At 69.0% G+C, this 20,866-nt stretch carries 20 protein-coding genes; 15 read left to right on the top strand and 5 right to left on the bottom strand.

Annotated elements, in window-relative coordinates; genetic code table 11:
- Positions 1-57: 57 nt before the first annotated feature.
- Positions 58-1,539, bottom strand: a complete 1,482-nt coding sequence (locus ACFPFG_RS13075; protein ID WP_380106929.1) for a cryptochrome/photolyase family protein — start codon at positions 1,537-1,539, stop codon at positions 58-60.
- A 24-nt stretch (positions 1,540-1,563) separates the two neighbouring features.
- Between ACFPFG_RS13075 and ACFPFG_RS13070 the strand changes: the two genes are divergently transcribed.
- The 7 genes from ACFPFG_RS13070 (at position 1,564) to ACFPFG_RS13040 (ending at position 7,064) form a co-directional block, all read left to right on the top strand.
- On the top strand, positions 1,564-2,163 hold the full coding sequence (locus tag ACFPFG_RS13070) for a YqgE/AlgH family protein (protein ID WP_012203507.1): 600 nt from the start codon (positions 1,564-1,566) through the stop codon (positions 2,161-2,163).
- On the top strand, positions 2,160-2,618 hold the full coding sequence (gene ruvX / locus ACFPFG_RS13065) for a Holliday junction resolvase RuvX (protein ID WP_012203508.1): 459 nt from the start codon (positions 2,160-2,162) through the stop codon (positions 2,616-2,618). The genes ACFPFG_RS13070 and ruvX overlap by 4 nt, the downstream gene beginning before the upstream one ends.
- Positions 2,615-3,133, top strand: a complete 519-nt coding sequence (gene pyrR / locus ACFPFG_RS13060) for a bifunctional pyr operon transcriptional regulator/uracil phosphoribosyltransferase PyrR (protein ID WP_183020373.1) — start codon at positions 2,615-2,617, stop codon at positions 3,131-3,133. The genes ruvX and pyrR overlap by 4 nt, the downstream gene beginning before the upstream one ends.
- A 2-nt stretch (positions 3,134-3,135) precedes the next feature.
- Complete coding sequence (locus ACFPFG_RS13055; protein ID WP_013804026.1) at positions 3,136-4,098, top strand: aspartate carbamoyltransferase catalytic subunit; 963 nt, start codon at positions 3,136-3,138, stop codon at positions 4,096-4,098.
- Between the two features lie 244 nt (positions 4,099-4,342).
- On the top strand, positions 4,343-5,638 hold the full coding sequence (locus ACFPFG_RS13050; RefSeq protein ID WP_312377833.1) for a dihydroorotase: 1,296 nt from the start codon (positions 4,343-4,345) through the stop codon (positions 5,636-5,638).
- A gap of 179 nt (positions 5,639-5,817) precedes the next feature.
- Positions 5,818-6,567, top strand: coding sequence for a lysophospholipid acyltransferase family protein (locus ACFPFG_RS13045; protein WP_043824190.1), 750 nt, complete (start codon positions 5,818-5,820; stop codon positions 6,565-6,567).
- 14 nt (positions 6,568-6,581) lie between these two features.
- Positions 6,582-7,064: a GNAT family N-acetyltransferase gene (locus ACFPFG_RS13040; RefSeq protein ID WP_183020376.1), complete on the top strand. Its 483-nt coding sequence runs from the start codon at positions 6,582-6,584 to the stop codon at positions 7,062-7,064.
- An 11-nt stretch (positions 7,065-7,075) separates the two neighbouring features.
- On the opposite strand, the gene ACFPFG_RS13035 is transcribed toward ACFPFG_RS13040, so the two are convergent.
- The 4 genes from ACFPFG_RS13035 to ACFPFG_RS13020 form a co-directional block, all read right to left on the bottom strand.
- Positions 7,076-7,462 (bottom strand): DUF1987 domain-containing protein, encoded by a 387-nt coding sequence (locus ACFPFG_RS13035; RefSeq protein ID WP_183020377.1) that lies wholly within the window; start codon positions 7,460-7,462, stop codon positions 7,076-7,078.
- Between the two features lie 35 nt (positions 7,463-7,497).
- Positions 7,498-8,130, bottom strand: coding sequence for a SiaB family protein kinase (locus tag ACFPFG_RS13030; protein ID WP_380106925.1), 633 nt, complete (start codon positions 8,128-8,130; stop codon positions 7,498-7,500).
- A complete protein-coding gene (locus ACFPFG_RS13025; RefSeq protein ID WP_380106923.1) occupies positions 8,127-9,494 on the bottom strand; it encodes a SpoIIE family protein phosphatase in 1,368 nt (455 codons plus the stop codon). The genes ACFPFG_RS13030 and ACFPFG_RS13025 overlap by 4 nt, the downstream gene beginning before the upstream one ends.
- 97 nt (positions 9,495-9,591) lie before the next feature.
- Positions 9,592-10,689, bottom strand: coding sequence for an ABC transporter ATP-binding protein (locus ACFPFG_RS13020; RefSeq protein WP_183020380.1), 1,098 nt, complete (start codon positions 10,687-10,689; stop codon positions 9,592-9,594).
- 199 nt (positions 10,690-10,888) lie between these two features.
- Between ACFPFG_RS13020 and ACFPFG_RS13015 the strand changes: the two genes are divergently transcribed.
- The 8 genes from ACFPFG_RS13015 to ACFPFG_RS12980 all read left to right on the top strand — a co-directional run bounded on the left by ACFPFG_RS13015 (position 10,889) and on the right by ACFPFG_RS12980 (position 20,855).
- Positions 10,889-12,535: an ABC transporter permease gene (locus tag ACFPFG_RS13015; protein ID WP_380106920.1), complete on the top strand. Its 1,647-nt coding sequence runs from the start codon at positions 10,889-10,891 to the stop codon at positions 12,533-12,535.
- Positions 12,536-12,592: 57 nt separating this feature from the next.
- Positions 12,593-13,501, top strand: a complete 909-nt coding sequence (locus ACFPFG_RS13010) for a LysR family transcriptional regulator (RefSeq protein WP_312377842.1) — start codon at positions 12,593-12,595, stop codon at positions 13,499-13,501.
- A gap of 111 nt (positions 13,502-13,612) precedes the next feature.
- The gene (locus ACFPFG_RS13005) at positions 13,613-14,998 is read left to right on the top strand and encodes an 8-oxoguanine deaminase (protein WP_197957305.1); all 1,386 of its coding nucleotides are present in this window, start codon (positions 13,613-13,615) and stop codon (positions 14,996-14,998) included.
- A 206-nt stretch (positions 14,999-15,204) separates the two neighbouring features.
- Positions 15,205-16,521: a nucleobase:cation symporter-2 family protein gene (locus ACFPFG_RS13000; protein WP_013804016.1), complete on the top strand. Its 1,317-nt coding sequence runs from the start codon at positions 15,205-15,207 to the stop codon at positions 16,519-16,521.
- Between the two features lie 31 nt (positions 16,522-16,552).
- The gene (gene arsC / locus ACFPFG_RS12995; protein WP_183020383.1) at positions 16,553-16,921 is read left to right on the top strand and encodes an arsenate reductase (glutaredoxin); all 369 of its coding nucleotides are present in this window, start codon (positions 16,553-16,555) and stop codon (positions 16,919-16,921) included.
- 95 nt (positions 16,922-17,016) lie between these two features.
- Positions 17,017-18,570 (top strand): Do family serine endopeptidase, encoded by a 1,554-nt coding sequence (locus ACFPFG_RS12990; RefSeq protein ID WP_380106916.1) that lies wholly within the window; start codon positions 17,017-17,019, stop codon positions 18,568-18,570.
- Between the two features lie 309 nt (positions 18,571-18,879).
- The gene (locus ACFPFG_RS12985) at positions 18,880-20,415 is read left to right on the top strand and encodes a phosphatase domain-containing putative toxin (RefSeq protein ID WP_380106914.1); all 1,536 of its coding nucleotides are present in this window, start codon (positions 18,880-18,882) and stop codon (positions 20,413-20,415) included.
- A gap of 35 nt (positions 20,416-20,450) precedes the next feature.
- Positions 20,451-20,855 carry a hypothetical protein gene (locus ACFPFG_RS12980; RefSeq protein ID WP_012203525.1) on the top strand — a complete coding sequence of 135 codons (405 nt, stop codon included), beginning with the start codon at positions 20,451-20,453 and terminating at the stop codon, positions 20,853-20,855.
- The last annotated feature ends 11 nt before the right edge of the window (positions 20,856-20,866 follow it).

The raw sequence follows: 20,866 nt of genomic DNA, 5'->3' as shown, positions 1-20,866 counted from the left end.
CGGCCTGAGCAAAAAAAGAGCAGCATCCGCTGCTCTTTTTTTATTCCAGCAGGTCTTTCAGCCGGCCTGCTTGACCACGCCGTAGCGGGCCAGCGTGCGCTCGCGCGCGGCTGCGTGGTCCACCACGGGATGGGGGTAGTCCGTGCCCAGCACCACGCCGGCCTCGGCCAGCTCCAGCGGCCGGGCCTGCCAGGGCGCGTGGCGCAGCGCGGCGGGCAGGCGGGCCAGTTCGGGCACGTAGCGCTCGATGAAGCGCGCATCGGCATCGAACTTCTGGCTTTGCGTGATGGGGTTGAAGATGCGGAACCAGGGCTGGGCGTCGCAGCCCGTGGAGGCTGCCCATTGCCAGCCGCCGTTGTTGGCCGCCAGGTCGAAGTCGTTGAGCTGGCGCGCAAACCAGGCCTCGCCCCGGCGCCAGTCTATGCCCAGATCCTTGACCAGAAAGCTGGCTGCCACCATGCGCAGCCGGTTGTGCATGTAGCCCGTGGTGTTGAGCTGGCGCATGGCGGCATCCACCAGCGGATAGCCGGTGCGGCCCTCGCACCAGGCGGCGTACAGCGCATCGGCCTCGGGGCCGGTGTCCCACACGATGGCGTCGTAGGCGGGCTTGAAGCTGGCGTGCACCACGTGCGGATGGTGGGCCAGGATCTGGAAATAGAAGTCGCGCCAGATCAGCTCGGACAGCCAGGTGGCGGCTCCCTCGGCATCATGGGGCTGGCTCTGCGTCTGCTCCCAGGCCAGCCGTGCCAGGCGGCGGATGGAGACGGTGCCAAAGCGCAGGTGCACGCTCAGGTAGCTGGGCCCCTTGACGGCGGGAAAGTCGCGCGCCTGCTTGTAGCGCGGCAGGCGCGGCACAAAGTCGGCCAGCAGTTCCTCGGCGCCAGCGCAGCCCGTGGGCAGGCGCAGCCCGTCCAGTGTGCCGGCTTCAAAGCCCAGTTCGGCTGCCGTGGGCACGGGGCGCCGCTCACCTTCGGGGCGCGGGGCCAGGCGCTCGGGCAGGTCGCGCTCGCTGGGATAGGCGGACAGGAAGAAGGGCGTGATCTGGCGCAGCCAGGCGTTCTTGTACGGGGTGAACACCGAGAACGGCGCGCCGGCCTGGGTCAGCACCTCGTCGCGCGCAAAGACCATGTGGTCCTTGAAGCTGTGCAGGGCCACGCCCTCGGCTGCCAGGGCCTGGCGCACGCGGGCGTCGCGGGCCAGGGCGTCGGGCTCGTCGTCCCAGTTGCAGAACACGGCCTGGGCGCCGAGCTGCCGGGCCAGGTCCGGGATCTGCCCTGCGGGCTGGCCGCGGCGCACGATGAGGCCGGTGTCGGCGCGGCCCGAGGCCTCGCGCAGCGCATCGTCCAGGCCCGCCAGGCTCTGGCAGATGAATTCCACGCGCCGGTCTGCACGGGGCAGGGGGGCGAGGATGTCGTCGTCGAACACGAACACGCAATGCACCTGCCGACATTGGCGCAGCGCATGGTAGAGGGCGGCGTGATCGGCCAGGCGCAGGTCGCGCCGCAGCCAGACCAAGCCCACAGGGTAAGAAGGTGGCATGGATCGCCGGTAAAATCCGTGGTTATGTCTGCTGAAACTGCGCCTATCAATCTGACGCACCACTTCCTGATTGCCATGCCTGGCCTGGAAGACGAAGCGTTCTCGCGCAGTGTGATCTACCTGTGCGAACACAGCGAGCGCGGTGCGCTCGGTCTGATTATCAACAAGCCCTCGCAGCTTACGCTGGAAGGCTTGCTGGAAAAGGTGGATCTGGCCCTGGGCCGCGAGGACCTTCGCGGCAACCGTGTCTTCAACGGCGGGCCCGTCCAGACCGATCGCGGCTTTGTGCTGCACGACCCCATGGTCATCGAAGGCGCGCCCGACGACGAGTCCGCCTACGCCTCGACCATGACCATTCCCGGTGGCCTGGAGATGACCACCTCCAAGGACGTGCTCGAAGCCCTGTCCGACGGCGCAGGCCCCAAGCGCCTGCTGGTCACCCTGGGCTATGCGTCCTGGGGCGAGGGACAGCTGGAGTCGGAACTGGCCGAAAACGCCTGGCTCACGGTGGGCGCCGACGCCAACGTCATCTTCGACACCCCGGTCGATGACCGCTATGACCGCGCCCTGGGCCTGCTGGGCCTGCAGCGCTGGATGATCTCGCCCGAAGCGGGGCGCGCATGAGCCTGCCCGCTCCCGAGTCCCAGGCAGCAGCGGCAGCCGGCACAGCCGTGCCGCCCACCGTTCCCTCCCATTTCCAGAGTTTCGTGGCCTTCGACTTCGGAGCCAAGCGCACGGGCTGCGCCGTGGGCACGCGCATGCTGCGCTCGGCCAACCCGCTGCCCACCATCCGCGCCGAGGCCGGCGAGGCCCGCCTGGCCCAGGCCGGCGAGCGCATCAAGGAGTGGCAGCCCGATGCGCTGGTCATCGGCGTGCCCTACCACCCCGACGGCAATGCGCACGAGAACACGGCGCGGGCGAAGAAATTCGGCCGCCAGCTCAAGAGCCGCTTCGGCCTGCCTGTCTACGAGGTGGACGAGCGCTACAGCACCACCGAGGCCCTGGCCGGCGGCGCAAGGGATGCCGATGCGGCTTCGGCCTGCATCATTCTTGAACAGTTTTTGAGGAGTCTTCCATGAGTGAAACCATTGCGGGAGCCGGCAGCCTGGTGCTGGACGCCGAGGCCCTGTACCGCGAACTGCTGCGCGGCGTGCGCAGCCTCATGGGGCCCCAGACGCGCCTGGCCGGCATCACCTCGGGTGGCGCCTGGCTGGTGGAGCGGCTGCACAAGGACCTGAACCTGCCCGGCAACCCCAGCGTGCTGTCCTCGGCCCTGCACCGCGACGACTTCGCCCAGCGCGGCATGGCCACCAGCGCCCAGACCCAGATCGACTTTGAGGTCAACGGTGCCGACATCCTGGTGCTGGACGACGTGCTCTACACCGGCCGCACCGTGCGCGCCGTGCTCAACGAACTCTATGACTACGGCCGCCCGGCCTGCGTGCGCCTGGCGGTGCTGGTGGACCGGGGCGGGCGCGAGCTGCCCTTCCAGGCCGACTTTGCCGCGGCGCGCATCGCGCTGCCGGCCGACCGCCTGCTGTCGCTGGCGCGCGATGACGCCGGCGTCTTCCAATTCCGCATCCAAGAGGCCTGACCGTGCTGTACAAGCGCAATCCCCAGCTCAACAAGAACGGCGAACTGATCCACCTGCTGTCCACCGAAGGACTGTCCAAGGACATCCTGACCCACATCCTGGACACGGCGGCCAACTTCGTCAGCGTCAATGACCGAGAGGTCAAGAAGGTGCCGCTGCTGCGCGGCAAGAGCGTGTTCAACCTGTTCTTCGAGAACAGCACGCGCACGCGCACCACGTTCGAGATCGCGGCCAAGCGCCTGTCGGCCGACGTGTTCAACCTGGACATCGCGCGCAGCTCGGCCAGCAAGGGCGAGTCGCTGCTGGACACCATCGCCAACCTCTCGGCCATGGCCGCCGACATCTTCGTCGTGCGCCACAGCGAGTCGGGCGCGCCCTACCTCATCGCCCAGCATGTGGCGCCCCATGTCCACGTGGTCAATGCCGGCGACGGCCGCCACGCCCACCCCACGCAGGGGCTGCTGGACATGTACACCATCCGCCACTACAAGAAGGACTTCGCCAACCTGCGCGTGGCCATCGTGGGCGATGTGCTGCATTCGCGCGTGGCGCGCTCCGACATCCATGCGCTGACCACGCTGGGCGCGGCCGAAGTGCGCGTCGTCGGCCCGCGCACCCTGGTGCCGCCGGACCTGTCGCAGATGGGCGTGCGCGTCTTCCACACGCTGGAAGAGGGCATCCGGGACTGCGACGTGATCATCATGCTGCGCCTGCAAAACGAGCGCATGAGCGGCGCCCTGCTGCCATCCAGCCAGGAATACTTCAAGAGCTTCGGCCTCACGGCCGAGAAGCTGCGCCTGGCCAAGCCGGACGCCATCGTCATGCACCCGGGACCCATCAACCGCGGCGTGGAGATCGACTCCGAGGTCGTCGATGGCCCGCAGGCCGTGATCCTGTCGCAGGTCTCGTTCGGCATCGCCGTGCGCATGGCCGTCATGTCGATAGTGGCCGGCAACGAGGCTTGAAATGAAGCACCCCCTGAGCGACTGCGTCGCTTCCCCCTCTCTCGCTACGCGGGAGGGGGGCGTACGGGCAGCTGGCGACGCCCTCGCTGCAGGGCGGCCTTTGCTCGGCGTCCCTGAGATGGGCCATGCTTTTTCCATGCCCGGTGTCCTGGACTGAGTCCAGGCGCTTTTTGTGAATGCAAATGTTTTTGATCGCCGCAGGCCGCAGCCCATGCGCAGCCTGCGGTCTACGGGGTAGCAAACCATGAAGATACTCATACGCAACGGCCGGGTGATGGACCCCGCACGGGGCTTTGACCAGCAGGCCGACGTGGCCATCGATGGCGGCAAGGTGCTGGCCATCGGCAAGGCGCCCGAGGGATTTGCCGCAGAACGCGAGATCGATGCCGCCGGCTGCTGGGTGCTGCCGGGCCTGGTCGATCTGGCCGTGCGCCTGCGCGAGCCCGGCCACGAGCACGAGGGCATGCTGCAGTCCGAGATGGCCGCCTCGGTGGCCGGTGGCGTGACCAGCCTGGTCTGCCCGCCCGACACCGATCCCGTGCTCGACGAGCAGGGCCTGGTGGAGATGCTCAAGTTCCGCGCCGAGAAGCTGCACCAGTCGCGCCTGTTCCCGCTGGGCGCGCTGACGCTGGGCCTCAAGGGCGAGGTGCTGACCGAGATGGCCGAGCTGACCGAGTCCGGCTGCATCGGCTTCAGCCAGGCCGAAGTGCCCATGACCAGCACCCAGACCCTGCAGCGCGCGCTGGCGTATGCGGCCACCTACGGCTACACCGTGTGGCTGCGCCCGCAGGAGCTGTACCTGGGCAAGGGCGTGGCCGCCAGCGGCCCGCTGGCCACGCGCATGGGCCTGTCGGGCGTGCCCGTGGCGGCCGAGACGATTGCCCTGCACACCATCTTCGAGCTGATGCGCGGCACCCAGGCGCGCGTGCACCTGTGCCGCCTGTCCAGCGCCGCGGGCGTGGAACTGGTGCGCCGCGCCAAGGCCGAAGGCATGCAGGTCACGGCCGACGTGTCCATCAACTCGCTGCACCTGACCGATACCGACATCGGCTACTTCGACAGCAGCGCGCGTGTCACGCCGCCGCTGCGCCAGCAGCGCGACCGCGATGCGCTGTCTGCCGCGCTGGCCGACGGCACCATCGACGCCCTGGTCTCCGACCACACGCCCGTCGATGAGGACGCCAAGGTCCTGCCCTTTGCCGAGGCCGAGCCCGGCGCCACGGGCGTGGAACTGCTGCTGTCGCTGGCCGTCAAGTGGTCGCAGGAAGGCGGCGTGCCCCTGAGCCGCGCGCTGGCCGCCATCACGTCATCGCCCGTGCAGGTGCTGGGATCGGCGCTGGGCGAGCTGCAGGAACAGCTGGGCCGCCTGGCCGAGGGCGGCGTGGCCGACCTGTGCATCGTCGATCCGCAGGCGGCCTGGACCGTGAAGCCCCAGGAGCTGGCCAGCCAGGGCAAGAGCACGCCCTTCGGCGGCTACGAGCTGCCGGCCCGTGTGCGCTGCACGCTGGTCGATGGCCGCGTGGCATTCGAACGCCGCTGAAATGAAGCGCCCCCTGAGTCGCTTCGCGACTTCCCCCTCTCTACTCGCTACGCGAGGGAGGGGGACGACACCCTCGGTGCGGGGCGGCGCGGCCGGCTTAGGCCCTTCCTCGGTGTCCCTGAGATGGAGCGTGCCTGTTTCACGGGCATGGGCGTTGCCAAACGCGCTGAATGGCTGAAATGAAACGCTTGCGTAATGGAGGGCGCGCCACGCTGCGCGCAGCGCGCCTGTTCGGCCATGTGTGCAAGGGGCTGTGGATCGTGGCCCTGCGCTTTCCGCAGCTGCCCGAGGCGCGCCAGCACGCCCATGTGCAGGCCTGGGCCCTGCAGTTGCTGGCCCATGCGGGCGTGCGCCTGGAGATCCAGGGCGAGCCGCCGCGCCAGGGCCCCATGCTCATGGTCAGCAACCATATTTCCTGGCTCGACATTCCCGTGCTGCATGCGGCGCGGCACTGCCGCTTCATCTCCAAGTCCGACGTCAAGGGCTGGCCGCTGATCGGCACGCTGGCCACGGCTGCGGGCACGCTGTACATCGAGCGCACCTCGCGCCGCGATGCGCGGCGCATGGTGCAGAGCATGGAGGAATCCCTGCAGCGCCGCGAGATCCTGGCCATCTTCCCCGAAGGCACGACGGGCGACGGCCGCAAGCTGCTGCCCTTCCATGCCAATTTGCTGCAGGCGGCCGTGCAGATCGATGCGCCCGTGCTGCCCGTGGGCCTGCGCTTCATCGACGGCGCCACGGGCCAGATCAGCCACGCACCCAGCTACGAGGGCGATGAAACCCTGCTGGGCTCCATCTGGCGCACGCTGTGCGCCGACGACCTGGTGGCCGTCGTCCACTATGGCCAGCCTCAGACGGCCGAAGGCCGCGACCGCCGTGTCTGGGCCCAGGACCTGCATGCCGAGGTGGACCGGCTGCGCCAGGCCTGAACGCTGCCAGCGACATGACAGACACTCTCACGCTTCGGCTTCGGCCCTCGCGGCCTGATGACCTTCCGGCCCTGAATGCCGTTCTCTGGGCCACCTACGACAGCACCTGGAAGCCGCAGCTGACGGCGGACAAGGATGCGCGGTTCCGCGCCTCGGGCCGCACTGCGCAGTACGTGCAGTCGCGCGGCCACCTGTTCCGGGTGGCAGAGTGCGATGGCGTGGTGGCCGGCTTCGTGGACCGCGTGGATGACTTCATCGGCGCCCTGCATGTGCTGCCGGCCTGGCAGGGCCGCGGCGTGGGCCGTGCGCTGCTGGCCCATGCGGAGCAGGCCATGCGTGACGATGGCCACGCGCAGGTGCGGCTGGAGACCGACAGCTTCAACACCCAGGCCCTGGGCTTTTACACCGCGCAGGGCTACGCCACGCTGGACACCTATCCCGACGAGGAATGGGACTGCGGCCTGACCACGGTGCTCATGGGCAAGCCGCTGGCCTGAAAGGCCGCCCCCTAGTTGCTGTACGGCTGTCGCTCCAGCACCAGGTTGGCGAAGTCCTCCACCAGGTCGGCGCCCAGTTCCTCGATGGCGTCGTCCTCCTCGTCGAAGGCCCAGACCACGCGGATGTCCGTACCCTTTTTCCCGGCCTGGTCCAGCAGCGCGAACAGCGAGCGCAGGCCCATGGTGGAGGCGCTGTTGATGTACTGCAGCTTCATCTCGGCCACGAAACGAGGCGGCTGGCTGGCCTCGAAATACCGGCCCAGCATGGACAGGATGGGGTTGAAGAAGGGCAGCGGGTTTTCGGGATAGCACTCGCCTTCGATGCGCAAAAGCTGCTCGGCCGGCGAGAAGACCACTTCGGGCGTGACGGAGGTGCGTTCGGATTTCAGTGCTTGCATGGCGGCAGTTCGGTTCGTTGAAGGACGCCCGGCGTTCAGATCAGCGCCTTGACGTGGAAAACGGCATGGGGCGCGGTCTCGGCGGCGTCCTCCCCCGTGGCGATGTGGTACTGCAGCGGTGCCGAGGCGTCGCGCGCAATGGTCAGCCAGCCCAGGCCCGCGCCCCGGCTGATGTCGTCGCTGGCGCCGTGGTCCGTGTTGTGCAGCTGGGCCTTGTAGGCCGCCTTGATCTCGGGGTGGCTCATGGCGCGCACGGCGTCCAGCTTGGCGGCCAGGCGCGGCACATGCTCGCTGCGCACGGCGTTGCTGCAGGCGATCCAGAAGCGGGCGGCCGCCTGATCGGTCCCTGCCTCTTGGGCACAGGCCTGCGCATCGATGCGGCCCACGCCGATGGCGCCCTGTGCCACGGGTTCGCCGAGTGCCTGGTGGGGCACGGCGTCAGGCGCAGGCAGGGGTGCTGCGTAGTGCAGCACGTTCTGCGCCATTTCGATGAAGGTGGAAAACAGCTTGCGCTTGGCGCTGCTCGATCCGTCCTCGCTGGCCAGGCGGCTCTTGAGCGTGTCGGCCGCTGCCTGGATCACGTTGGGGTTGAAGGTGCCCGCGTAGTACAGCAGCAGGCCGTTGTGCTCGGCCTGGGCGCGCAGCTGCGCGAATTCGGCCGGGCTCATGGCTGCAGGGCCTGGTTGCGCCAGACCAGCAGCGACACATCGTCGCGGCGGCGCTGCGTGCCCTGCCATTGGGCGAAGACCTGCCGGAACTCGGCGCAGGCCTGGGCGGCGGGGCGGTCCTGCTGCTCATGCAGAAAGCGCGCCAGGCGCTTTCTGCCGTGGGCGATATGGCGCGGGCCGCCCAACTGGTCGATGACGCCGTCGGTGGCCACCATCAGCAGCGAGCCGGGCGCGACCTCCAGCACCTGCGTGCCCCAGGCCGCGTCGTCGGGCGTGGTCGCATAGCCTATGCCCAGCTTGTCGCCGACATGGATTTGCACCTGGGCTGCCTCCTGCAGGCCGGGCGGCGCCACCAGCAGGTCCAGCCGGGCCGATGCAAAGCGCAGTTGCGTGCCGCAGGGCGACTGCAGGAACAGCACGGCGTCCAGGCCGTCGCTGGAGGCCTTTTCGGCGGGCAGGCCATCGGCGGGCGCTGCCGGTGCGCCCCAGGCGGGCTGGACGTCGCGGCTGCGCTGCTGCAGCACGCGCTTGATGTAGCGGTTCATCTGGCCCAGCAGGGCGCCGGGATCGATGGCGGCACCGGCACCAGCAGGCGCCACGGCCTGTTCCAGGAAGGACAACGCAATCAGCGTCATGAAGGCGCCGGGCACGCCGTGGCCCGTGCAGTCGAACATGCAGCCCAGCAGGCCCTGCTGCGTGGCGCGGAAGAAATAGGCATCGCCGCCCACCACGTCGCGCGGCTCCCAGAGCAGGCCGTGGTCGGCCAGCCGGCTGGCGAGCACGCGGTCGGACTCGACCAGGTGCGAGCGCTGGATCAGGCTGGCGTAGTCGATGCTGGCCATGAGCTGGCGTGTCTTGTCGGCCTCGATGTCGGACATGGCGGCCATCAGCGCGTGGCCCGTGCCTATGCCTGCGTAGCGGCCTTCCTCCACGGTGATGAAGCCGTCCTTGAGCACGCGGCTGCCGCTGGCCAGCGCCTGCTGCACCAGCTGGTCGATGGGCAGGCCGGCCGCCACCACCATGGGCGCGGTGTCGGTGAAGACCATGCAGCTGCGGCGGCCGAACACGTCGCGCGCAAAGGGCCGCGCGTACTGCTCCATGAAGCGCTGGCGGTTGATCAGGCCCAGCGGCCGGTCAGCGGCCACCACGGCCAGGGTTTCGAGCAGGGGCTGCTCGCTAAACAGCCGGTGCACATCCTCGTTGCTGGCCTCGGGGGGGATCGGTGCCGTGGGCTGGCTGAGCTGGCCTGCGCGGGCCACAAGGCGCGGCGCGGCGGGCGCCGGGGCCAGCGCGGGAACGGGTGCAGGATCAGGTACGTGATCAGCTGCGGGGTGCTGCGTGGAGGAGGGGTCCAGAGCAAACATGGGTGGCCTTGAATTGTCACAAGATGTGACTGATTCTGGGTTTCACCCATGACCGTCGGATGACAAAAGCCCGGACGGCGCGGCATCGGCCGCCTGTTCAGGCAGCTGCGGCCTGCGGGGTGCCCTGTGTTTCTCGCGGGAAGGCGACCACGTGATTCATGTCCAGCCGTATGCCCACCCACTCGCCCACCGCATGGTCGTGGTGGCTGGGCACATGGGCCATCACGCTGTGGCCGCTGGCCAGCTCCAGCGTGTAGAGGAACTCCGAACCGCGAAACGCCTTGCGCAGGATGCGCGCCTGCACGGGCGAGGCATCGTCGTGCACCACATCGTCGGCGCGCAGCAGCACATCGCATTCGCCGCCCGGAAACTGCGCGGGCAGCGGGCAGGTGGCCGGATCGACCAGATCGCCCAGCGCCGTGCGCGCCACCACGCCTCCGGCCCCGGATGGCGCCAGCGTGGCCGGCACGAAGACGCCGTGGCCGATGAAGTCCGCCACGAAGCGCGTGGCAGGGCGGTGGTACAGCGAATAGGCATCGTCCCACTGCTGCAGCTGCCCCTGGTGGACCACGCCGATCATGTCGCCGATGGCAAAGGCCTCCAGCTGGTCGTGCGTGACGAACAGCGCCGTGGCGCCAGCGGCCTTGAGGATGCCGCGCACCTCGTGCGCCAGGCGCTCGCGCAGGTCCACGTCGAGGTTGGAGAACGGCTCGTCCAGCAGCATCAGCTGCGGGCTGGGCGCCAGTGCGCGCGCCAGCGCCACGCGCTGCTGCTGGCCGCCCGACAGCTCATGCGGAAAGCGCTGGGCGCTGCCGGCCAGGCCCACCAGCTCCAGCACCTCGGCCACACGCTCGGTCTGGCGTGCCTTGGGAAGATGGTGGATACCGAAGGCCACGTTGCGGCCCACGTTCAAATGGGGGAACAGCGCATAGTCCTGGAACACCATGCCGATGCGCCGCTGCTCGGGAGGGAGCGAGAAATCCGCGCTGCCCACGAGCTGGCCGTCGATGCGGATCTCGCCCCCGCTCACCGGCTCCAGGCCGGCCACCGCGCGCAGCAGCGTGGTCTTGCCGCAGCCCGAAGGGCCGATGAGCACGCCGATGTCGCCAGCGGCCAGGTTCAGCGTGACGCCTTGCACGGCGGGCCGGTCGCGGCCCGGGTAGCGCACCTCGAGTTGGGAGACGGTCAAAAACATGCGGCGATTGTAGAACCGCGCAAATGAATAGAATTCGCATTTGCATTGGCGGACCAGGGGCATGCCCCGGCCGCCGATTCCAGCAGACCGGAGGTGCGCCCGGTCGCGGCGCACGGGCCTGGCGGCCTGCAGGCAGCCGCGACGGCCGCACCGTTCCGCAGCCAGATCCTCCCCTCATCCTCTAGCCGAGACCTCCGCTTTGCGCCGTCTGTCGTCCGTACTCCGCTCCCTTCCCCTGCTCTTGCTGGCCCTGGTGCTGATGCTGCCCGTGCTGGCCGTGCTCGGCTCCTGGCTGCCCGTGGGGCAGGGCGATGCCCTGGCCGGCTCCATCCTGCGCGAGATGGCGGCCACCGTGCTGCCCGGCTACCTGTGGACCACGGTCTGGCTGGGCCTGCTGGTGGCGCTGGGTGCGGCCATCGTGGGCACGGGCACGGCGGCGGCCGTGACGCTGTTCGACTTCCGGGGCCGGCGCCAGCTGGAATGGCTGCTGCTGCTGCCGCTGGCCATGCCGGCCTATGTCACGGCCTATGCCTATACCGACTTCCTGCAGTTCAGCGGCCCGCTGCAGACCTGGCTGCGCAACACCTATGGCCTGGAAGGCCGGCTGCTGCCCGAGGTGCGCAGCCTGGGCGGCGCGGTCTGGGTCTTCATCTTCGCGCTCTATCCCTACGTCTACCTGCTTGCGCGCACCGCGCTGGGCGAGCGCGCCGCGCACCTGATGGAGGCCGCGCGCCTGATGGGCGCGCCGCTGTCGCGGCGCATCGGGTCGGTGGCACTGCCGCTGGCGCGCCCGGCCGTGGCCGCCGGCGTGGCCCTGGTGGTGATGGAGACGCTGGCCGACTTCGGTGTGGTCAGCTACTTCGGCATACCCACCTTCACCACGGGCATCTACAAGGCCTGGCTGTCCATGGACAACCGCATTGCCGCTGCGCAGCTGGCGACCTTCCTGCTGGTGCTGGTCGTGCTGCTGCTGCAGCTGGAGCTGCGCGCGCAGCGGCGCATGCGCTTCGTCACCGGCAGCACGGGCCGTGCCAGCTCGGCCGAGGCTCAGCCACTGCGCCTGCGCGGCTGGCGCTGCGCGCTGGCCTGGCTGGTGTGCCTGCTGCCCGTGCTCATGGGATTCGTGGCGCCCGTGTTCTTCATGCTGCGCCCGCTGGCTTCCGACTGGTCGGTCCTGCCCTGGGACCGCTTCCTCGACTGGGCCGCCAACAGCGTGCGCCTGGGTGTCATCACCTCGGTGCTGGCCGTGGTCATCGCCCTGGCCCTGGCGTTTGCCGTGCGCCGCAACAAGGAGTCGGCCGTCACGCGCGGCGTGGTGCAACTGGCCAGCCTGGGCTATGCGGTGCCGGGCGCCGTGGTCGTCGTCGGCCTGCTGCTGCCCGTGGGCTGGATCCAGCAGATGCGGCCCGAATGGGGCTTTGCCGGCCTGGTCACGGCCACCGCCGTGGGCATTGTCTGGGCCTACCTGGTGCGCTTTTGCGCCGTGGCCCTGCAGTCCATGCAAAGCGGCTATGCGCGCATCGCGCCCAGCCTGGACGACTCGGCCCGCATGCTGGGCACGGGCGCCTGGGGCATGCTGTCGCGCGTGCACTGGCCGCTGCTCAGGCGCTCCACGGCGGCGGCGGCGCTGCTGGTCTTCGTCGATGTGATGAAGGAGCTGCCCGCCACCATGGTGCTGCGCCCCTTCAACAGCGACACCCTGGCCGTCGTGGCCTACCAGCTCGCGCGCGACGAACGCCTGGGCGAGGCCGCCCTGCCGTCGCTGGCCCTGGTGCTGGTGGGCCTGATCCCCGTGATCATGCTCAGCCGCACGCTGCGCGCCGAGCGCCCGGGCACGGCCCGCTGAGCCTGCGCTGCCGGGCGCTGCAAAGCGCGGCCTGGCAAACCCCGCTACGCTCGCGCCATGCACGCCAGAGTCCTGCGCTATCTCGACGAAGTGGTCCGCCGCGGCTCCATCCGCAAGGCGGCCGAACATCTGCACGTGGCCCCCACGGCCGTCAACCGCCAGATCCTCGACCTGGAGGCCGAGCTGGGCACGCCCCTGTTCGAACGCATCCACAAGCGATTGCGTCTCACGCCCACGGGCGAGATGGTGCTGGCCCATGTGCGCGCCACGCTGCGCGAGCATGCGGCGCTGCGCGAGCGCATTGCCGAACTGCAGGGCGCGCGCAGCGGCGAGATCACCGTGGCCGCGACCACGGGGCTGGCCGGCTCGTTGCTGCCCTCGCTGGTGCATGAATTCCGCCAGCGCCACCCGGGCATCGTGGTGCGCATCATCGACCTGCCCCTGAGCGACATCGCGGCCGCCGTGGAAGGCGGCGACGCCGACCTGGGCCTGGCCTACGACCTGTCCGAACGCCCCGCGCTGCGCGCGCTGGCCACCAGCGAATGGCAGATCGGCGCCATCGTGCCGCCCCGGCATGCGCTGGCACGCCAATCGTCCGTGCTGCTCAGCGAGTGCATAGGCCATCCGCTCATCCTGCCCGCGCCGCCACTGTCCATCCGCGGGCTGCTGGACGAAGCCTTTGCGCGCAACGCCATCGAGGTCACGCCCGTGGCCGAATCCACCTCCATGGCCCTGATCCAGCGCCTGGTCATGCTGGGCGAGGGCATTGCCCTGCTCAATCCGCTGGACGTGATGGAGGAGCGCAGCCGCAATGCCCTGGTCTTCGTGCCTTTGCGCGATGCGCATCTGCGGCGGCAGACTCTGGTGCTGACCGGCCGGGCCAGGGGGCAGTTGAGTGCGGCGGGGGAGCTGATGGCCCAGTCCATCGGCCAGGCGTTGGCGAGGCTGTTTGCCGGGGGGAAGTGAGTCTTAGTCACTGTCCACTTTTTGTGGACACATCAAGCGGAATTCAGCGCTATCGGCAATGACTTCTCCTTCCTAGACTGGCGGCTTTTCCATGTCAAAGAAGAGAACGCCATGACCTTGATCGCCCTGAACGCCGATGTACTCGTCACCATGGATGCGCAGCGCCGCGAGATCCGCGATGGCGCCCTGGTGGCCGACGGCCCGGCCGTGCAATGGGTGGGCGCCACGGCCGAGCTGCCGCCGCAGTACCGGCGCATGGTGGACGACGGCACGGCCCAGGTGCTGGACATGCACGGCCGCGTGGTCATGCCGGGCCTGGTCAACACCCACCACCACATGTACCAGAGCCTCACGCGCGCCGTGCCGGCCGCGCAGGATGCGGAGCTGTTCTCGTGGCTCACCAACCTCTACATGCTGTGGTCGCACCTCACGCCGGAGATGATCCACGTCTCCACCCAGACCGCCATGGCCGAGCTGATGCTGTCCGGCTGCACCACCACCAGCGATCACCTGTACCTGTATCCGAATGGCGCTCGGCTGGATGACTCCATTGCCGCGGCGCAGCAGATGGGCATGCGCTTTCATGCGGCGCGCGGCTCCATGAGCCTGGGCCGCAGCAAGGGCGGCCTGCCGCCCGACGCGGTGGTGGAGGAAGAGGAGGCCATCCTGCGCGACAGCCTGCGCCTGATCCAGCAGTACCACGACAGCGCACGCCACTCCATGCTGCGCGTGGTGCTGGCGCCATGCTCGCCGTTCTCGGTGACGCGCGAGCTGATGCGCGAGTCCGCCGTGCTGGCGCGTGCGCACGGCGTGTCGCTGCACACCCACCTGGCCGAGAACGACAACGACGTCGCCTTCTCGCGCGAGAAATTCGGCCTCACTCCCGCGCAGTACGCCGAAAGCCTGGGCTGGGTCGGCCCCGATGTCTGGCATGCCCACTGCGTCAAGCTCGATGCCGAGGGCATCGCGCTGTTCGCGCGCACCGGTACGGGCGTGGCGCATTGCCCGTGCTCCAACATGCGCCTGGCCTCGGGCATTGCGCCCGTGCGCACCATGCGCGATGCGGGCGTGCCGGTGGGCCTGGGCGTGGACGGCAGCGCCTCCAACGACGGCGCCCACATGCTGGGCGAGGCACGCCAGGCCCTGCTGCTGCAGCGCGTGGGCCACGGCCCGGCCGCCATGGGTGCGCGCGAGGCGCTGGAGATCGCCACGCTGGGCGGCGCGCGCGTGCTGGGGCGCGACGACATCGGCGCGCTGGCGCCGGGCATGTCGGCAGACTTCGTGGCCTTCGACATGTCGGGCGTGGGTTACGCGGGCGCAGGCCATGACCCCGTGGCCGCGCTGGTGTTCTGCACGCCCACCGACGTGTCCACCAGCGTCATCAACGGCCGTGTCGTGGTCCGCGACGGCCACCTGCTCACGGCCGACCTGCCGCGCGTGCTGACCCGCCACCGCGAGCTGGCCCGCACGCTGTTCGAGCGCGCAGCGGGCCACTGACATAACCCTGCAGCGCGGCAGGCCGGCACCCAGGCCATCGCGGGTGCTGGCCTGCCGTCCTGCGCCATTCCCCCGAAGCACCTCCAGGAGGCTCGAAGACCCAGGCAGCACTTTCAGGACCCCCACCCTTTTCCGGCACCACTGCCCCGACATACATACAAGCGCCTCTGAAGAGGCCGACGGCCAGGACACAAGGAGACAAGACAATGGAACAACTGCTTTACAAGGTGGAAGACCGACCGCCAATGCTCATCACCACGGTCCTTCTGTCGCTGCAGCACCTGCTGGCGGCGCTGGGCGGCATCATCGCCGTGCCCCTGGTCTTCGGCGGGGCGCTCAAGCTGCCGGCCGACCAGATCGTGGCCCTGGTGAATGCAGCGCTGCTGGGCTCGGGCGTGGTCACCATCGTCCAGTGCAGGGGGGTGGGGCCCGTGGGCATACGGCTGCCCTGCGTCATGGGCACAAGCTTCGCCTTCGTGGGCGCGGGCATCAGCGTGGGGCTGGAGCATGGCGTGGCCGGCATCCTGGGCTCCTCGCTGGTAGGGTCGCTGGTGATGATCGTGGGCAGCTATTTCATGCCCGTGATCCGCCGCTTCTTTCCGCACACCGTGACCAGCGTGGTCGTGACCATGATCGGACTGTCGCTGACCCCCGTCGCCGTGGACTGGGCTGCGGGCGGCGTGGGCCGCAGCGACTACGGCGCGATCGGCCACCTGGCCATCGCCGGCTTCGTGCTGGTGCTGGTGATCGGCTTCGTGCAGTGGGGCAGGGGCATCGTCTCTGCCTCGGCCGTGGTGCTGGGCATCGCCTGCGGCTATGTGCTGTGCCTGGCGCTGGGCCTGATCGACTTCACCCAGGTGAGCGAGGCCGCGGTCTTCGCCATCCCGCAGCCGCTGACCTTCGGCATGACGTTCCCGGTGGCCGGCATCGTCGCCATGTCCATCGCCTTTCTGGTGACCATCGTCGAGACCACGGGCACCTTCATGGCCCTGGGTGCGGCCACGCAGACGCGCATCGACGGCAAGCGCCTGTCCAGCGGAATGCTGTGCGACGGCGTGGGCTCGGCCTTCGCCGCCGTGATGTCCAGCCCTCCGCTGTCCACCTTCGCCCAGAACGTGGGCGTGGTCTCGCTGACCGGCGTGGCCAGCCGCCATGTGGTCATGCTGACGGGCGTCATGCTGCTGCTGGCCGGTCTCTTCCCTGTGCTGGGTGCACTGGTGGTGACGATTCCGCAGCCCGTGCTCGGCGGCGCGGGGCTGATGATGTTTGCCATGATCATTTCGGCCGGCATCCGCATGCTCAGCGGCGCCGAGCACTCGCGGCGCGCCAGCCTGATCATCGCGGTCTCGCTGGGCTGCGGCCTGGCGGTCACGGTGCGCCCGGACCTGCTGGCCCGCATGCCTGCCTTCGTGCGCGAAGTCTTCGGCTCGGGCATAACCGTCGGCGCCCTGGTCGCGGTGGGGCTGAACCTGCTGCTGCCCGGCCGCGAGGTCGATGCCCATCCCGAGGAAGCCGTGGCCTGATGCGCATTTTCATGGGCCTACACTGCGGCCCATGAACACCACCGTACCCCGCACCGACATCACCATCTACCACAACAACCGCTGCAGCAACTCGCGCGGCGCGCTGGCCCTGCTGCGCGACAACGGCATAGAGCCGACCATCGTCGACTACATCGCCCAACCCCTGGACGCTGCACAACTGCAGGCCCTGGTCCGGCGGCTGGGCGTGCCCATGCGCGAGCTGCTGCGCAGCAAGGAAGCCGTCTACACCGAGCTGGGCCTGGGCGATGCATCCGTCAGCGATGAGCAGCTCATCGCCGCCGTGGCCGAGCACCCCGTGCTGCTCAACCGCCCCATCGTCGTCACGCCCAAGGGCGCGGCGCTGTGCCGCCCGCCGGAGAAGGTGCTGGCGCTGATCTGAGATGCACGGCGAGCGTTCTAAGCCTCGCCTAAGTCTTCCCCTTCAGACTTCTCCCCAACGCAGCAAGGAACGCTGCTTTTGAGGAAAGGTCTGCGATGAACAAGATTCTGTCCACTCCCCGCCGTCTGGTGCTGGCCCTGGTGGCCGCAGGTGCCATCGGCGCCCTGGGCGCCACGGGCGCCGGTCTGGTTGGTGTGGTGCATGGCGATGCGCGTGCCGCCACGTCGCTGTTTGCGCCTGCAGCACAGCCCGCTTCTCCCTCTTCTCCAGCTTCTCCCGCCGGCGCCGTGGTGGCTCCCAACTTTGCCGACATCACGGCGCGCAATGGCGCGGCCGTGGTCAACATCAGCGTGGTCGGCAGCTCGCGCGCCATGGGCGAGGACGGCGACGAAGCAGCAGCGCGCCAGGGCCAGGGCCAGCAGGGCGTGCCGGGCATGGACCCCAACGATCCGTTCTTTGAATTCTTCCGCCGCTTCGGCGTGCCCGGCATGCCGGGCATGGGCCAGCCCCAGCGCGATGTGCCCACGCGCGGCGAAGGCTCGGGCTTCATCGTCTCCAGCGACGGCCTGATCCTGACCAATGCCCACGTGGTGCGCGGCGCCAAGGAAGTGACCGTCAAGCTGACCGACCGGCGCGAGTTCAGCGCCAAGGTGCTGGGCGCCGATCCCAAGACCGACGTGGCCGTGCTGCGCATCGAGGCCAAGGGCCTGCCCACCGTATCGCTGGGCAAGACGGCCGATCTGCGCGTGGGCGACTGGGTGCTGGCCATTGGCTCGCCCTTCGGCTTCGAGAGCAGCGTGACGGCGGGTGTGGTCAGCGCCAAGGGCCGGACCCTGCCTGACGATTCCTTCGTGCCCTTCCTGCAGACCGATGTGGCCATCAACCCCGGCAACTCGGGCGGCCCGCTGTTCAATGCGCGCGGCGAGGTGGTGGGCATCAACAGCCAGATCTATTCGCGTTCTGGCGGCTACCAGGGCGTGTCCTTTGCCATTCCCATCGAGGTGGCCACGCGCGTGCAGCAGCAGATCGTGGCCACGGGCAAGGTGCAGCATGCGCGGCTGGGCGTGGCCGTGCAGGAGGTGAACCAGGCCTTTGCCGATTCCTTCAAGCTCGACCGTCCCGAAGGCGCCCTGGTGTCCAGCGTGGACAAGAGCGGCCCCGCGGCCAAGGCGGGCCTGGAGCCCGGCGACGTGGTACGCAAGATCGATGGCCAGCCCATCGTGGGCTCTGGCGATCTGCCGGCCTATGTGGGCCAGGCGCTGCCGGGCCAGAAGGTGGCGCTGGAGATCTGGCGCAACGGCGAGGCCCGCACGCTCAGCGCCGTGCTGGGCGATGCCGGCGACAAGGCCGCCAAGGTGGCCAAGGACAAGCCCGACGCCGGCAAGGGCAAGCTGGGCCTGGCCCTGCGCCCGCTGCAACCCGAGGAAAAGCAGCAGATCGGCGTGAAGGACGGCCTGGTCGTTGCCGATGCTGCAGGCCCGGCGGCCGAGGCCGGCATCACGCAGGGCGATGTGCTGCTGTCCATCAACGGCTCGCCGGCCGGTGATATCGAGGCCGTGCGTGCCGCCATGGCCAAGGCCGGCAAGACCGTGGCCGTGCTGATTTGGCGCGATGGCAACAGGATCTTTGTTCCCGTACGTCTCGGGTAAGCGAAAGGAGGTAAGGGACTGAAAGCACCTGCACACTGGATTGATCGCACAGCCCCGGCGCGAATGCGCCGGGGCTTATTGCATGGGGAAATCAACCGGCCAGTGGCCGGCGATTCCCGCATTCATGCGGCAATTTGATGGTTGTATTCTGTGAATTTGCGTCCTTTTGCGTTAGCGGTGTTTCAAATTGTGACGATTTGAGATAGAGCGAATACGCTTAGACTGCCGGCCCATCCAGGCGGGCGTGCACCGTTCTGGTTTCAGGAAGTAGCGCCCGCAAGGGCCCATGGAAAACAGGAAGGGCATGCTTTGAAGCAGGACTACAGCTTGCAGGTGGCGGGTTTGGGCGCGTCGTTCGGCGCGCGCGTCATCCTGGCTGAGGTGGACTTCACGCTGCCCACCCACGGCATCACGGCCCTGCTGGGCCCCAGCGGCTCGGGCAAGTCCACGCTGCTGCGCACGCTGGCCGATCTCAATGCCGCCAATCCGCGCTTTCGCCGCTGGGGCAGCGTGCGCTACGCGGGCCAGGAATGGACCAGCGCCATGCAGGCGCCGCGCCTGGTGCAGCAGCAGGCCCGGCTGATGATAGCCAGCACCTTCGACGCCATCGTCGAGCTGGCCCGGCCCCGCCTCAAGCTCGTGCCGCATGCACTGCGCGACTGGTGCCGCGCGCAGGTGCAGGCCTTCGGCTTTCCCGAGCTTGCGCTGATGTTCGACCAGCCGGCGCTGCAGCTGTCCCCCGTGCAGCAGCGTGCCGTGGCCATACTGCGCGAGGCGCTGGCCGAGCCGGCCCTGCTGATGGTGGACGAGCCCACGGCAGAGCTGGAGGGCTACGAGGCCTTTGTGCTGCTGGAACTGCTGCGCCAGGTGGCTCGGCGCACGGCCGTGCTGATGAGCACGCACCACCAGCAGCACGCACAGGCCGTGGCGCAGGACATGCTGTTGCTGGCCGGCGGCCGCATCGCCGAGGCGCAATCCATGGAAGCCTTTCAGCGTGCGCCGCTGTCGCTGGCGGGCCAGCAGTTCGTGCGCACCGGCAGCTGCGCCGTGGCCTCTCCCGATGCGCGGGCCGAAGACCTGGAAGAGGGCGTGTCCCTGCCCCCGCCGCTGCCTGCAGCGGCCTTGGCCGCGATCTCCGAGTTTCTGTCGGATGCAGTGGCCACCGAGCCTGCGTCCGAGCCCATGCCTGCACCTGAGCCTGCGCCTGCACCTGAGCCTGCGCCTGTGCCTGCGTCCATGCCTGCGTCCATGCCTGCGCCGGTACCCGCACCCGCACCGACACCCGCTGCCGCGGCCCGCCCACGCGCCGTCAATCCTGCCGTGCTGGTGGACTGGCAGCCGCTGGTGGCCGACCCGCAGGCCGTGCCTGCCAGCCGTGGACCCAGCGGCTTTGCCTGGCTGGTGCCGGGCCGGCTGGCCGGTGCGCCGCAGCCCGGCGTGGTGCAGTCCATGGACTTTGACCTGAAGGCCCTGCGCGGCTGCGGCGTCACCGTGCTGATCACGCTGACCGAAAACGACCTGCCGCAGGAGCCGCTGCAGCGCCATGGCCTGCGCAACCTGCACCTGCCGGTGCGCGACCACGAATCACCTTCGGTGGCCCAGATCCAGATGCTGCTGGCGCGCATGTCGGCCATGCTGCGCGCGGGCGAGGTGCTGGCCGTGCACTGCCTGGCCGGCCTGGGCCGCACGGGCACGGTGCTGGCCGCATGGCTGGTGCGCGAGGGACTGACTGCCGACGAGGCGCTGCGCCGCGTGCGCCTCATCGATGCCCAGTACGTGCAGTCCCAGGCCCAGGAGGACCTGCTGTATGCGTACGAAGTGGCACTGCTGCTGAAGATGGGCTGACCGATCACATCCATTCACAAAAAAGGAAAGCTGCAATGAGCCTGGATAACGTTTTGAGCGAGGTGGCCGGGTCCGTGCCCGAGTGCCTAGCCATCGGCTACGTGGATGCCGCCTCCGGCATGCTGCTGGCCATCCGCACGGTGGACTCGCATCCGCGCGAAGTCATCGACCTGGTGGCCGCCGCCACGGCCGACCTGTTCAACGGCCCCAATGTCTCGATGATCGAGAGCCTGTTCAAGAAGTCGCGCGGCCTCAAGGACGACGGCCACCACTACTTCCAGGAACTCATCGTCAACAGCGACAATCTCATCCACGTCTTCCTGCGCGGCAAACTCATGCCCGACTACGTGGCCGTCTTCGTCTGCCGCCGCACGGCCAACCTGGGCATGGCGCTGACCAAGGCCCGCATGGCCATGCCTAAGATTGAAGCGGCGGTGTAGCCGCCGCTCAC

The organism is Delftia deserti (genome assembly GCF_042653485.1).
Taxonomy (GTDB): Bacteria; Pseudomonadota; Gammaproteobacteria; order Burkholderiales; family Burkholderiaceae_C; genus Comamonas; species Comamonas acidovorans.
This window is presented reverse-complemented; position numbering and strand designations above follow the sequence as displayed.

Excerpts from the sequence above, each read along its gene's own strand:
- ACFPFG_RS13075 (WP_380106929.1), bottom strand. The coding sequence starts at position 1,539 with ATGCCACCTTCTTACCCTGTGGGCTTGGTCTGGCTGCGGCGCGACCTG.
- ACFPFG_RS13070 (WP_012203507.1), top strand. The coding sequence starts at position 1,564 with ATGTCTGCTGAAACTGCGCCTATCAATCTGACGCACCACTTCCTGATT.
- ruvX (WP_012203508.1), top strand. The coding sequence starts at position 2,160 with ATGAGCCTGCCCGCTCCCGAGTCCCAGGCAGCAGCGGCAGCCGGCACA.
- pyrR (WP_183020373.1), top strand. The coding sequence starts at position 2,615 with ATGAGTGAAACCATTGCGGGAGCCGGCAGCCTGGTGCTGGACGCCGAG.
- ACFPFG_RS13050 (WP_312377833.1), top strand. The coding sequence starts at position 4,343 with ATGAAGATACTCATACGCAACGGCCGGGTGATGGACCCCGCACGGGGC.
- ACFPFG_RS13045 (WP_043824190.1), top strand. The coding sequence starts at position 5,818 with ATGAAACGCTTGCGTAATGGAGGGCGCGCCACGCTGCGCGCAGCGCGC.
- ACFPFG_RS13040 (WP_183020376.1), top strand. The coding sequence starts at position 6,582 with ATGACAGACACTCTCACGCTTCGGCTTCGGCCCTCGCGGCCTGATGAC.
- ACFPFG_RS13035 (WP_183020377.1), bottom strand. The coding sequence starts at position 7,462 with ATGCAAGCACTGAAATCCGAACGCACCTCCGTCACGCCCGAAGTGGTC.
- ACFPFG_RS13030 (WP_380106925.1), bottom strand. The coding sequence starts at position 8,130 with ATGAGCCCGGCCGAATTCGCGCAGCTGCGCGCCCAGGCCGAGCACAAC.
- ACFPFG_RS13025 (WP_380106923.1), bottom strand. The coding sequence starts at position 9,494 with ATGTTTGCTCTGGACCCCTCCTCCACGCAGCACCCCGCAGCTGATCAC.
- ACFPFG_RS13020 (WP_183020380.1), bottom strand. The coding sequence starts at position 10,689 with ATGTTTTTGACCGTCTCCCAACTCGAGGTGCGCTACCCGGGCCGCGAC.
- ACFPFG_RS13010 (WP_312377842.1), top strand. The coding sequence starts at position 12,593 with ATGCACGCCAGAGTCCTGCGCTATCTCGACGAAGTGGTCCGCCGCGGC.
- ACFPFG_RS13005 (WP_197957305.1), top strand. The coding sequence starts at position 13,613 with ATGACCTTGATCGCCCTGAACGCCGATGTACTCGTCACCATGGATGCG.
- ACFPFG_RS13000 (WP_013804016.1), top strand. The coding sequence starts at position 15,205 with ATGGAACAACTGCTTTACAAGGTGGAAGACCGACCGCCAATGCTCATC.
- arsC (WP_183020383.1), top strand. The coding sequence starts at position 16,553 with ATGAACACCACCGTACCCCGCACCGACATCACCATCTACCACAACAAC.
- ACFPFG_RS12990 (WP_380106916.1), top strand. The coding sequence starts at position 17,017 with ATGAACAAGATTCTGTCCACTCCCCGCCGTCTGGTGCTGGCCCTGGTG.
- ACFPFG_RS12980 (WP_012203525.1), top strand. The coding sequence starts at position 20,451 with ATGAGCCTGGATAACGTTTTGAGCGAGGTGGCCGGGTCCGTGCCCGAG.